10 protein-coding genes are annotated in these 12,046 nt (G+C 62.4%); 9 read left to right on the top strand and 1 reads right to left on the bottom strand.

Annotated features, from left to right (window positions below; translation table 11 throughout):
• Positions 1-50 precede the first annotated feature (50 nt).
• Positions 51-1,058 carry a threonine aldolase family protein gene (locus L1K66_RS01415; RefSeq protein WP_252259295.1) on the top strand — a complete coding sequence of 336 codons (1,008 nt, stop codon included), beginning with the start codon at positions 51-53 and terminating at the stop codon, positions 1,056-1,058.
• The gene (locus tag L1K66_RS01410) at positions 1,055-1,987 is read left to right on the top strand and encodes a DMT family transporter (RefSeq protein WP_252259294.1); all 933 of its coding nucleotides are present in this window, start codon (positions 1,055-1,057) and stop codon (positions 1,985-1,987) included. Before L1K66_RS01415 ends, L1K66_RS01410 begins: the two co-directional genes overlap by 4 nt.
• Before the next feature lie 64 nt (positions 1,988-2,051).
• On the opposite strand, the gene L1K66_RS01405 is transcribed toward L1K66_RS01410, so the two are convergent.
• Positions 2,052-2,864 carry an SDR family oxidoreductase gene (locus tag L1K66_RS01405; RefSeq protein ID WP_252259293.1) on the bottom strand — a complete coding sequence of 271 codons (813 nt, stop codon included), beginning with the start codon at positions 2,862-2,864 and terminating at the stop codon, positions 2,052-2,054.
• Positions 2,865-2,916: 52 nt separating this feature from the next.
• On the opposite strand from L1K66_RS01405, the gene pepN reads away from it, so the two are divergent.
• The 7 genes from pepN to L1K66_RS01370 all read left to right on the top strand — a co-directional run bounded on the left by pepN (position 2,917) and on the right by L1K66_RS01370 (position 12,041).
• Positions 2,917-5,577, top strand: coding sequence for an aminopeptidase N (gene pepN, locus L1K66_RS01400; protein ID WP_252259292.1), 2,661 nt, complete (start codon positions 2,917-2,919; stop codon positions 5,575-5,577).
• Positions 5,570-6,355 (top strand): polyphenol oxidase family protein, encoded by a 786-nt coding sequence (locus L1K66_RS01395; protein WP_252259291.1) that lies wholly within the window; start codon positions 5,570-5,572, stop codon positions 6,353-6,355. The genes pepN and L1K66_RS01395 overlap by 8 nt, the downstream gene beginning before the upstream one ends.
• Before the next feature lie 236 nt (positions 6,356-6,591).
• Complete coding sequence (gene petA, locus L1K66_RS01390) at positions 6,592-7,128, top strand: ubiquinol-cytochrome c reductase iron-sulfur subunit (RefSeq protein WP_252259290.1); 537 nt, start codon at positions 6,592-6,594, stop codon at positions 7,126-7,128.
• 62 nt (positions 7,129-7,190) lie between these two features.
• Positions 7,191-8,552: a cytochrome b gene (locus L1K66_RS01385; protein ID WP_252259289.1), complete on the top strand. Its 1,362-nt coding sequence runs from the start codon at positions 7,191-7,193 to the stop codon at positions 8,550-8,552.
• 50 nt (positions 8,553-8,602) lie between these two features.
• Positions 8,603-9,427: a cytochrome c1 gene (locus L1K66_RS01380; protein WP_034956747.1), complete on the top strand. Its 825-nt coding sequence runs from the start codon at positions 8,603-8,605 to the stop codon at positions 9,425-9,427.
• 106 nt (positions 9,428-9,533) lie between these two features.
• Entirely contained in the window at positions 9,534-10,085 is a 552-nt protein-coding gene (locus tag L1K66_RS01375) for an adenine phosphoribosyltransferase (protein WP_407931967.1), read from the top strand.
• Positions 10,086-10,145: 60 nt separating this feature from the next.
• A complete protein-coding gene (locus tag L1K66_RS01370) occupies positions 10,146-12,041 on the top strand; it encodes a cation:proton antiporter (RefSeq protein WP_252259288.1) in 1,896 nt (631 codons plus the stop codon).
• Positions 12,042-12,046: the final 5 nt, after the last annotated feature.

Genomic DNA, 12,046 nt, shown 5'->3' with positions numbered 1-12,046 from the left:
TATCGTCCTTCTTGCGCTCTGACGCATCGCGGTTAGAGGCGGTTTCCGCGATGACTCAGATCAAACCCTTCCTCTCCGACAACGCCGCCCCCGTCCACCCCCGTTTGTGGGAAGCGATGAAGGCGGCGGACAGCGCCGACAATCCCTATGACGGCGACGCGCTTTCAGCCGAGCTTGACGCGCGCTTCACCGATCTGTTCGGGCGTGAATGCGCCGCGCTGTGGGTGGCGACGGGGACGGCGGCCAACTGCCTTGCGCTTGCGACCCTTTGCCAGCCGCATGGCGGAGTGGTGTGCCACGAAGAGGCGCATATCGAAGTGGACGAAGGCGGCGCGCCTGGTTTCTACCTTCACGGGGCGAAGCTGATGCTGTGTCCGGGCGAGGGCGCCAAGCTGACGCCCGAAGGCATTGCCGCCTTGATCGACCCGATCCGCGACGACGTGCATCAGGTGCAGCCGCACGCCATCGCAATCACGCAGGCGAGCGAATACGGATGCACCTACACTCAGGGCGAACTGGCCTCCCTGTCCGAGTTCGCGAAGGCGCGCGGGCTTGGGCTGCACATGGATGGCGCGCGGTTTGCCAATGCGGCGGCATATCTGGGCGGTTCCGCCGCCGATGCGGCGCATGGAGTCGACAGCCTTGCTTTCGGCTTCATCAAGAACGGCGGGATGAGCGCCGAAGCGGTGGTGCTGTTCGATCCGGAAGCCGCCGCGCTGGTCAAATACCGCCGCAAGCGCGCAGGGCACCTGCAATGCAAGGGGCGCTATCTCGCCGCTCAGATCCTCGCCATGCTCGACGGCGACCTGTGGCTTGAAAATGCGCGCCATGCCAATGCCGCCGCGCAGGAGATCGTCGCCGGTTGCACCGACCGTCTGATGCACCCGGTTGAGGCCAACGAACTGTTCGTGCGACTGACCGCGCCAGAGCGTGATGCGCTGCGGGCGCAAGGCTTTGCCTTCTACGATTGGGGCGAAGATGCCGCGCGATTTGTCGCCGCATGGGACACGCGTGAAGACGACGCTGTCGCGCTAGGCAAGGCCATCGCCAGCCTATGAACGCGGGCGAAGCCGGGCAGGGGCAGTCGATGTTGCGGCTGGGTGTGATCCTGCCCTTCCTCATCACCGGCACGATCTGGGGATCGACCTGGTTCGTCATCACCGGGCAGATCGACGGTGTGCCTGCCGCGTGGTCGGTGTTTTACCGTTTTGCTCTCGCCACGCCCGCGCTGTTCATCGTCGCGGCGCTGATGAAGCGGCGGCTGACGCTGACCGCGCCCGAGCACAGGCTTGCGGTAATGGTCGGCCTGTTCCAGTTCAGCGGCAACTTCCTGTTCGTCTACCATGCCGAGCTTTACGTCACCTCGGGCATTGTCGCGATGATGTTCGGCCTGCTGATGGTGCCCAATGCGCTGCTGGCACGCTTTTTCCTGGGAGAGCGGACGCAAGGCGGATTCTGGCTGGGCAGCGTGATCGCGATTGTCGGGGTGAGTTTCCTGTTGCTGCACGAATGGCGCGCCAATCCCGATGCCGGGGTGATCGGCGGCAATGTCGCGCTCGGCATTGTGCTGGCGATGCTGGGTATTCTGGCGGCGTCGGTCGCCAATGTGATTCAGGCCAATCCGGTGGGACGCGGCGTGCCGATGGTGAGCCTGCTCGCCTGGGCGATGCTGTATGGCACGGTGTTCGATCTCGGCTTTGCGTTCCTCACCGAAGGCGCGCCGCCCGTCCCCACCAGTGCCACCTATTGGGGCGGGATCGTCTATCTCGCGCTGGTCGGTTCGGTCGTTACCTTCCCGCTGCATTACAATCTGGTGCGCGAGATCGGTGCGGGGCGGACGGCCTATAATTCGATCCTGACGATCAGCGTGGCGATGGTGATTTCGACCCTGTTCGAAGGGTATCAATGGACCCTGCTGACCGCGATCGGAATGGCGCTGGGCGTTATCGGCATGATATTCGCGCTCCGTTCCAAGCAGAAGAAATAGTCCGTCATCACCCGATCAATCGGCCCACCGGGCCGCAAGGGCGACCGCCCGCCGGCGCTTGAGGTCAAAACAGGGAATCCAACCCCTCCACATAGGTCGGATATTTCGGCTGCCAGCCCAGCACGCGCTTGGCCTTGCCGTTGGCGACGCGGCGGTTCTCCATGTAGAAGCCGCGCGCCATTTCAGACAGGTTCGCCTCCTCCAAAGTTTCGAGCGCCGGAGGTTCGACACCCAGCAGTCGGCAGGCGTGTTCGGTCACTTCATTGCCGCTCGCGGGCAGATCGTCGCCGAGGTTGTAGGCTCCTGCAGGCGCGTCTCCGGTCAGCGCGGCGACCACGCCGCTGGCGATGTCATCGACATGCACCCGGCTGAACACCTGCCCCGGAAGATCGATCCGCCGCGCCTTGCCTTCCCGCACCCGGTCGAGCGCGCTGCGGCCCGGCCCGTAGATCCCCGGCAGGCGGAACACCCGCGCTCCCAGCGTCAGCCATGCAAGGTCAGCCTCAGCCCGGGCGTTGCGGCGACCCTCTCCGTTCTGGGCGATGGTTGGCGTGGTTTCATCCACCCAAGCGCCCTCCCGGTCGCCATAGACGCCGGTTGAGGAGAGATAGCCGATCCACTTGCCCGCATCGCTCGCCGCCTGAAGCGTCGCGCCATAGGTCATCAGCACGTCGTCGCCCCCTGTCACCCTTTCGGGCGGGACGGATGACAGGATGTGGGTCGAATAATCGATGGCCGCGCGCACCCGTTCGAAGTCATCGTCGAAATCGAGATTTCCCGCGCTGCCCGTCGCATCGACGCGCCACCCTTGCGCCTCCATCGCTGCCTTGATGCGTTTCGCGGTGTAGCCCAGCCCGAAGATCAACAAATGCGCCATGGCTTGCGTCAATCGGTTGGACGAAGGGCGAAATCAATCTAAATCACCGCTCATGGATATCGCGACCACCCCCCAGAACCCCGAAGGCAACACCGAAATCGCCGATGCGGCCCCCACGCCCAAGGAGCCGCCGCTGATCCGGCGCGAGGATTACAAACCCTATCCCTGGGCCGTGCCGAACACTGCGCTGCAATTCGATCTCGGGCTGGAAAAGACGCGCGTCACCGCCACGCTCGAAGTCGAACGAAATCCGGCGGCCGAGCCGAGCAATGAATTGCGGCTCGATGGCGACGGGCTGACCGCGCTTGGCGTAAAGGTCGATGGCGAGCCGGTGAACGACTGGAGCATGGACGGGCCGGACCTGATCCTGACCCTGCCGGGTGACAAGCATGAGGTGCAAATCGTCACCGAGATCAATCCGAGCGCCAACACCCAGCTGATGGGCCTTTATGCCTCGAACGGGATGCTTTGCACCCAGTGCGAGGCGGAAGGCTTCCGCCGCATCACCTTCTTCCCCGACCGGCCCGATGTGCTTTCGACCTATTCGGTGCGAATGGAAGGCGACAAGGCGCAGTTTCCGATCCTGCTGTGCAATGGCAATCGCACCGATGAAGGCGACAATGGCGATGGCACGCACTGGGCCGAATGGCACGATCCATGGCCCAAGCCGTCCTATCTGTTTGCGCTGGTGGCGGGCGATCTGGTTGCCAACTCCGCGCCTTTCACGACTGCTTCGGGTCGCAAGGTCGAATGCAACATCTGGGTGCGCAAGGAAGACCTTGCGCGCACCGATCACGCGCTTGAATCGCTGCATCGATCGATGAAGTGGGACGAGGAAGTGTTCGGGCGCGAATACGACCTTGATCTCTACAACATCGTTGCCGTTTCGGACTTCAACATGGGGGCGATGGAGAACAAGGGGCTCAACGTCTTCAACACGAAGTATGTGCTGGCCGATACCGACACCGCGACCGATGCCGATTTCGACGCGGTCGAAGGGGTGATCGCGCACGAATACTTCCACAACTGGTCGGGCAACCGCGTGACCTGCCGCGACTGGTTCCAGCTTTCCCTCAAGGAAGGTTTTACCGTGCTGCGCGACCAGCTTTTCTCGCAGGACATGCGGGGCGAGGCAGTCAAGCGGATCGAGGACGTGCGCATCCTGCGCGCGGCGCAATTCCCCGAGGATGCCGGGCCGCTCGCGCATCCGATCCGCCCGGACAGCTACCGCGAGATCAGCAATTTCTACACCGCCACCGTCTACAACAAGGGCGCCGAAGTCATCCGCATGATGCGTTCGATGGTAGGGGTGGAACGGTTCCGCAAAGGCACCGATCTCTATTTCGACCGGCATGATGGCGAGGCCGCGACTTGCGAGGATTTCGTCAAGGCGATCGAGGACGGGGCCGAAATCGATCTCGGCAATTTTCGCAAGTGGTATTCGACCGCCGGGACCCCGGTGATCAAGATCAGCCGCAAGGGCCGCCCGCGCGATGGCGAGGACGACCTCATATTCACCCAGGTGCTGCGCAAAGCGGACGGCAACGAGGAGCCTTCGAGCTTCACCATCCCGTTGCGGATGAAGCTGTTCGGCAACGGGGTTGATCCGGAGGAACGGCTGGTCATTCTCCAAAACCCGCAAGAGACGATCCAGATCGACACCTACACTGATGCAATCTCGATCAACCGCGGCTTCACCGCCCCTGTGATTATCGAACGCTACGTCAGCAACAGCGAGCTTTCGATGCTCGCGCGGGAGGATGACGATCCCTTCGCCCGCTACGAGGCTCTGCAGGAACTGGCGCTCAACCGCCTTATCAGCGCAGCCAGCGGCACCTTGAGCGATGAAGCCGAAGCGGGCTCGCGGCAGGCGCTGGTCCGTGCTTTCAAGGCGATCCTCACTGACGATGCGCTCGACGATTCGATGCGCGGCGAACTGATGATGCTGCCGAGCGAGACGTACCTGTTCGAAGCGATGGCGGTGGGTGATCGCAAGGCCGATCCGGGCGCCATTCATACGGCTCGCGAGGCGTTGAAGGCGGTGATCGGGCGCGAGTGCGCGAATGAGCTTCACGCCCTTTATGACCGGGCCGAGAAGGTCGCGCATGATGATCCGGCAGGGCGCGGTGCGCGCAAGGTCAAGACGCAGGTGCTGGTCTATGCCGCCGCCGCCGACCCGGCCAAGGCGGCAGAGCTGGCCGCGCACCAATATGACACCGCCGACAACATGACTGATCGTCAGGGCGCGCTGATGGTCCTGTGCGGGCTCGATTGTCCCGAACGCGAGGAGCGGCTCAAGGACTTCTACGCCCGGTACAAGGGCAATGATCTGGTGATCGACAAGTGGTTCACCCTTCAGGCGCTGTCGCTGCATCTCGATGTGATCGCGCAGGTCGAGGCGCTGGCCGAACATCCGGACTTCACCATGAAGAACCCGAACCGCGTGCGCTCGCTCTACATGGCGTTTGCGGGCAATCCGCAGGGCTTCCACGACGCGAGCGGCGCAGGCTACCGCAAGGTCGCCGACGTGATCCTCGCGCTTGACCCGATCAATCCGCAGACGGCTGCACGGTTTGTCTCGCCATTGGGCCGCTGGCGGCGGATCGAGCCGGGACGCGCCGCACTGATGAAGGCGGAGCTGGAGCGGATCGCTGCTGCCGGAAATTTGTCGCGCGATACGTATGAACAGGTCAGCAGAAGCCTCGATGGCTGATCCCGACCCTCTCGACACGCCTTTCGATATCGCGCGCTCGCCGCTGCTCGAAGGGATCCCGCATGGGTTTTTCGGATCGCAGGGCGGTGTCCATCAGTTCGGCTATGGTGGGCCGGGAGATGAGCAGGCGGTGAAGCGGCTGAGGGCGCGCGCTGCGAAGGCGATTCTTCCCGGCGCCCCTTTACAGGCACCCCATCAGGTCCATTCCCCCGAAGTCGTCACCATTGCAAAGGTTTGGCCGGATGCCGCGCGCGATCGCCCTGTGGCCGATGCGGTCGTCACCAATCGCACCGATGTCGTGCTCGGCATTGTCACAGCCGATTGCGCCCCTGTGCTGATGGCGGATCGCGACGCGCAGGTGATCGGCGCGGCGCATGCCGGATGGCGCGGTGCGGTCTGCGGTGAGCGCGGCAGCGTGCTGGAAAACACGATTGCCGCGATGGAGGCTTTGGGCGCGCGGCGGGATCGGATTGTCGCGGTGATCGGTCCGACGATTGCGCAACCCAGCTACGAAGTCGATGCTGCCTTCCGTGAAAACTTCACCCCGGCTGACGAGGCGCATTTTGCCCCGGCGCCGATGCGCGAGGGGATTGCGCGCTGGCATTTCGACCTGCCCGGCTATATCGTCGCCCGGCTTGCGAGGGCCGGCATTGCCAGTGCTGCAGACCTTGGGCAGGATACCTTCGCGCAAGCTTCGCGCTATCATTCTTATCGCCGGGCCGCCTTGAATGGAGAGCCGAACTACGGGCGGCAACTGAGCACTATTGCGCTGAAATAGCCCCACATCGACCAGACAGTTGCGCACAGGTGAACGGCGCATGTTCAAAACACGGTTGGAATCGTCACGATTTGCCGTATAGGGCGCGCAGATTGTGGATCGAATGCGCGTCTAGTGCGTTCGTGTGGCAATTGGGATAAATCTTAAAGGCTCCGGCACGGCTGATCGATCCGGAGGTTTTCACCAGAACCGCGACGGGCACTCCCGCCGCGTCAAGTTGAGCAGGGTAATACGTTATGGCTTCCACTGCAGAGGGCATCCGTCGCCGCGACTGGATCCATGTTGCAGCCATCAGCACCGCCGGCGTTGGTGGTGCATCGGTACTGTTTCCGCTGATCAGCCAGATGGCTCCGACGGCTGACGTGCTTGCCGCATCGACCACCGATGTCGACGTGTCGAGCCTTGAGCCGGGCCAGTCGGTGAAAGCGACCTTCCGCGATCAGCCGCTGTTCGTGAAGCGCATGTCGCCCGAGGAAATCAGCGAAGTGCAGGCGGTGGACGCCACCGGCCTTCGCGATCCGCAGTCGCTCGAAGATCGTCTTGGCGAAGGCAATGCCGACATTCTCGTCCAGCTTGGGGTCTGCACCCACCTTGGCTGCGTGCCGCTGGGCGCGGGCGAAGGCGAGGACAAGGGTGAGTTCGACGGATACTTCTGCCCCTGCCACGGTTCGCACTACGATGCGGCCGGCCGCATTCGCAAAGGTCCGGCGCCGACCAATCTCGTCGTTCCCGAATTCGCATTCGTTTCCGATGGAGTCATCCGCGTCGGCTGACTTTTCGTAGTTGTTGATAAGCCACGTTTTTACACGCTGATAAATCGCAAGAGAGCAGCATTATGAGTTTCGCCTGGGCAAATCAGTATGAACCGAAGTCCGCTTTCACCAAGTGGATTGACGAGAAACTGCCGCTTCCGCGGTTGGTCTACAACGCGGTGGGTGCGGGCTATCCGGTGCCGCGCAACCTCAATTACATGTGGAACTTCGGCGTTCTCGCCGGTTTCTTCCTGATGTTCCAGATCATCACCGGCGTCGTGCTGGCGATGCATTATGCAGCCGATGTCTCGGTCGCCTTCGGCTCGATCGAACACATCATGCGCAACGTGAACTACGGCTGGCTGCTGAAATACGCCCACGCCAACGGTGCGAGCTTCTTCTTCATCGTGATCTACCTGCACATCTTCCGCGGGTTCTATTACTCCTCCTACAAGGCCCCGCGCGAGATGATCTGGCTGCTGGGCGTTGTCATCTTCCTGCTGATGATGGCCACCGCCTTCATGGGTTACGTGCTGCCGTGGGGTCAGATGAGCTTCTGGGGTGCGAAGGTGATCACCGGCCTGTTTGGCGCGATTCCCTTTATCGGTGAGCCGCTGCAGGTCTGGCTCGTCGGCGGCTATGCCCCGAACGATTCGACCCTGAACCGCTTCTTCTCGCTTCACTTCCTGCTGCCGTTCGTGATTGCGGGCGTGGTGATCCTGCACATCTGGTCGCTGCACATCCCGGGTTCTTCGAACCCGACCGGCGTCGAAGTGAAGAAGGAAAGCGACACCGTGCCGTTCCACCCGTATTACACGGCGAAGGATGGCTGGTTCCTCGGCCTGTTCCTGATCTTCTTTGCAACCATCGTGTTCTTCGCTCCGAACATGTTGGGCCACCCGGACAACTGGATCGAAGCGAACCCGCTTTCGACCCCGGCGCACATCGTTCCCGAATGGTATTTCTATCCGTTCTACGCGATCCTGCGCGCCTTCACCGGTGACCTGACCATTCCGTTCACCGGCATCATCCTTGTCCCGGCGAAGCTGCTGGGCGTGATCGCGATGTTCTCCGCGATCCTCGTCTGGTTCTTCCTGCCGTGGCTGGACAAGAGCCCGGTTCGTTCGGGCGCCTATCGCCCGCTGTTCCGCAAGTTCTTCTGGTTCGGCCTGGTGCCGTGCATGGCCGCGCTGTTCTACCTCGGTGGTGCAACCCCGGAAGAGCCGTATATCGTGCTGAGCCAGCTCGCGACGGCGTACTACTTCCTGCATTTCCTGGTGATCCTGCCGATCGTCAGTCAGATCGAAATCCCCAAGCCGCTGCCGTTCTCGATCACCGAGGCCGTGCTGGGCAAGGATGACGACGCCGCTGCACCGTCGGCTGCCGCCGGTTCGGCCAAGCCCGAAGGCGACGCTCCCGATGGCGCGTTGCAGCCGGCTGAGTAAGCTATCGCACGATCCGTTTCACTGACCCGATAACGAGAAAGAGTTAGGTCATGACCATTCGTCTTGGAGGCATAATCTTCGGCCTGGGCCTCACAGCCGTTCTGCTGCTGTGGTCGCTGCTGCCGGGTGCCATCAACTTCGCCTTCCCGGAAAAGCCGGACTATTACGCCTTCCAGGAAAAGAACATCGCCCCTGAAGGCGGCTTCTCGTTCGAAGGCCCGCTGGGCAAGTGGGACACGCAGCAGCTTCAGCGCGGCTATCAGGTCTACAAGGAAGTCTGCGCCGCCTGCCACAGCCTGCAGTATGTCGCATTCCGCAACCTACAGGACCTCGGCTATTCCGATGCGGAAGTGCGCGCCGAAGCCGCAACCTGGCAGGTGCCTTTCCAGAACCCGGAATCGGGTGAGATCGAAATGCGCGCAGGCGAGCCGACCGACCAGTTCCCGCCGGTCTATTACCTCGGCCAGGGCAACCCGCCTGATCTTTCGCTGATCACCAAGGCGCGTCCGGACGGTACGCACTACGTCTATTCGCTGATGCAGGGCTATAACGAGCCCGATCCCGAAGACGTGGCGAAGTCGCCCGAGTTCGAAACTCCGCCGGGCCTGTACTTCAACGAGTACTTCTACAACATCAACATCGCCATGCCGCCGCAGCTGCTCGATGGCATCGTGACCTATGCTGACGGCACCGAAGCGACGACCGAGCAGATGTCGCAGGACGTTGCCGCGTTCCTGACCTGGGCGGGCGAGCCTTCGCTGATCCAGCGCAAGCAGACCGGCTGGTTCGTGATTGCCTTCCTGATCTTCGCGACGAGCCTCGGCTTCCTGTCGTACAAGTCGATCTGGGCAGGGATGAAGCCGAAGAAGAAATAAGCTTCTTCGAACCGCTAATTCGCATCCTGCGCCCCATCATCGCTTGCCGATGGTGGGGCGCTCATGCTTTTAGGGACAGGCGTTTGAAGCAAGACGGGGGCACGGAATGGGCGCTGCACATCTGACACGGGACGAATTGAAGCAGCTGATCCGCACCGTGCCGGATTTCCCCGCTCCCGGCATCCAGTTTCGCGACATCACCACGCTTATCGGCCATCATCAGGGCATGGCGGCGAGTGTTCATTACCTTGCAGAACTCGCCGATGCGGCAGGCGCGCACAAGATTGCAGGGATGGAAGCGCGCGGATTCATCTTTGGTGCTGCGGTCGCCGTGCAACTCGGCATCGGCTTTGTCCCGGTGCGCAAGCCGGGCAAGCTCCCGATTGAGACAATCGGCATCGATTACGCGCTCGAATACGGCACCGACCGGCTCGAAATGGATCCTGCCGCCGTCGAGCCCGGCCACAAAGTCGTGATTGTGGACGATCTCATCGCCACCGGCGGGACCGCGTTCGCATCGGCGGAACTGCTGCGCAAGGCGGGGGCGCAAGTCGACCACGCGCTGTTCGTCATTGACCTGCCCGATCTGGGCGGAGCGCAGCGGTTGCGCAATGCCGGGATCACCGTCGAGGCGCTGATGGACTTCGAAGGCGATTGACCTTTTCGGAACACCGCAAGCACCTTGCGCGTAGGTAAGGCAAGGTTTCGAAAAACTCATATGACATCACAAGCACTTGTAATCGCCGCCGTGGGCGCTCTGGGCATCGGGGCGCAATGGCTGGCGTGGCGGACCGGATGGCCCGCCATCGTGCTGATGCTTGCAGCGGGCTTCATCGCCGGGCCCGTGACAGGCCTGATCGATCCCGAAGCCACATTCGGCGATTTGCTTGACCCGATGATCAGCGTCGGCGTCGCACTGATCCTGTTCGAAGGGGGGCTCAGCCTCGACCTGCGCGAATTGCGCCATTCGGGCAAGGCGGTGATGCGGCTTGCGACGGTGGGCGTGCTGATCGGCTGGGCTCTGGGTACGCTGGCGGGGTTCTATATCGCCGGGCTCGTCTGGCCTGTGGCGGTGCTGTTTGGCGGTATCCTGATCGTCACCGGGCCGACCGTCGTGATCCCGCTTCTGCGGCAGGCCAATGTCCAGCCGCGGCCCAATTCGATCCTGAAGTGGGAAGGCATCGTCAACGATCCCACCGGCGCGCTGTGCGCGGTGATCGCCTATGAATATTTCCGCTTCGTACAGGACAACCCCGGCGCGACTCCGCTCGACGTGGTGCCGCCGCTGATCATAGCCGCGCTCCTCGCAGGTCTGGTTGGCTATGCGGCGGCGCGGGCAATCGCCTATCTTTTCCCACGCGGAGCGATCCCCGAATATCTCAAGGTGCCGGTGCTGTTCACCACGGTGATCGGCGTTTTTGTGCTGACCAACCAGATCGAACATGAAGCTGGACTGGTGGCCGTAACCGTGATGGGCATCACGCTGGCCAACCGCGATGTTTCGAGCATCCGCTCGATCCACCCGTTCAAGGAGAATGTCGCGGTACTGCTGGTCTCCGGCATATTCATCCTGCTGTCGTCCTCCCTCAAATGGGAGGAGCTGACCTATCTCCAGACCAGCATCCGCCCGCTGCTGTTCCTGCTCGCGCTACTATTCCTAGTCCGCCCGCTGACTGTACTCATCAGCCTGCTGGGCACCGATGTCCCGTGGAACGAGCGGCTGTTCGTCGCGTGGATCGCGCCGCGCGGGATCGTGCTGGTCGCCATTTCCGGCCTGTTTGCCCTGCGTCTGGGCGATCTCGGGATCGAAGGCGGGCAATTGCTGATCGGACTGAGTTTCGCGGTGGTGGTAGTCACGGTGATCGCGCATGGCTTCACCGTCAATCTGGTTGCGCGGTTGCTGGGGGTGAAGGGCACATCGCGGCCCGGCCTGCTCATCGTCGGATCGACCGCGTGGACGATCGAACTCGCCAAGCAGATGGAGGCGATCAAGACACCGGTGATGATCGTCGATCAAAGCTGGCAAAGGCTGGGCGCGGCACGGCGCGAGGGTCTGTCGTTCTACCACGGCGAAATCCTCAACGAGGCGACCGAACACAACCTTGACCTGTCACCGTTCCAGGTGCTCGTCGCGGCAACCGATAACGAGGCGTATAACGCACTCGTCTGCAACGAGTTCGCGCATGAGATCGGCCGGGATTCGGTCTATCAACTTGGCGAAAACAGCGAAGGCGACGATCGCCACGCGTTGCCCGAGAGCATTCGCGGCCGTGCCCTATTTACTGACGGTTTCGGCGTGACCGATGTGAACGAGCGCCAGCGGCAGGGCTGGGCCTTCAAGAAAACCCGCCTGTCCGACGAATTCGATTTTGACGATGCGCGCGAAAAGCTGCCCGACAGCGCGACCATGCTGCTGCTGGTGCGCGAAGACGGGACGCTGCGCTTCTTCACCCACGCAGCCACGCCAGAACCGCGTCCGGGCGACACGATCATCTCCTTCGTTCCGCCCAAGTCGCAGGAGGAACAGGCCCACAAACGCGCCGCTCGCGAAAGCGCGAAAGGCGAAGCGGCCAAACCCGGCACCCTTCCAGAAACCAACCCGAGGACCCGATAGACATT

The sequence above is a fragment of the Erythrobacter aurantius genome (assembly GCF_023823125.1).
Classification (GTDB): Bacteria; Pseudomonadota; Alphaproteobacteria; order Sphingomonadales; family Sphingomonadaceae; genus Erythrobacter; species Erythrobacter aurantius.
The sequence above is the reverse complement of the archived record's forward strand: the minus strand, read 5'-3'. Positions and strand labels throughout refer to the sequence as shown.

Coding starts and splice junctions, on each gene's coding strand:
- L1K66_RS01405 (WP_252259293.1), bottom strand. CDS start 2,864: ATGGCGCATTTGTTGATCTTCGGGCTGGGCTACACCGCGAAACGCATC.
- L1K66_RS01385 (WP_252259289.1), top strand. CDS start 7,191: ATGAGTTTCGCCTGGGCAAATCAGTATGAACCGAAGTCCGCTTTCACC.
- L1K66_RS01395 (WP_252259291.1), top strand. CDS start 5,570: ATGGCTGATCCCGACCCTCTCGACACGCCTTTCGATATCGCGCGCTCG.
- pepN (WP_252259292.1), top strand. CDS start 2,917: ATGGATATCGCGACCACCCCCCAGAACCCCGAAGGCAACACCGAAATC.
- L1K66_RS01370 (WP_252259288.1), top strand. CDS start 10,146: ATGACATCACAAGCACTTGTAATCGCCGCCGTGGGCGCTCTGGGCATC.
- L1K66_RS01415 (WP_252259295.1), top strand. CDS start 51: ATGACTCAGATCAAACCCTTCCTCTCCGACAACGCCGCCCCCGTCCAC.
- L1K66_RS01410 (WP_252259294.1), top strand. CDS start 1,055: ATGAACGCGGGCGAAGCCGGGCAGGGGCAGTCGATGTTGCGGCTGGGT.
- L1K66_RS01375 (WP_407931967.1), top strand. CDS start 9,534: ATGGGCGCTGCACATCTGACACGGGACGAATTGAAGCAGCTGATCCGC.
- L1K66_RS01380 (WP_034956747.1), top strand. CDS start 8,603: ATGACCATTCGTCTTGGAGGCATAATCTTCGGCCTGGGCCTCACAGCC.
- petA (WP_252259290.1), top strand. CDS start 6,592: ATGGCTTCCACTGCAGAGGGCATCCGTCGCCGCGACTGGATCCATGTT.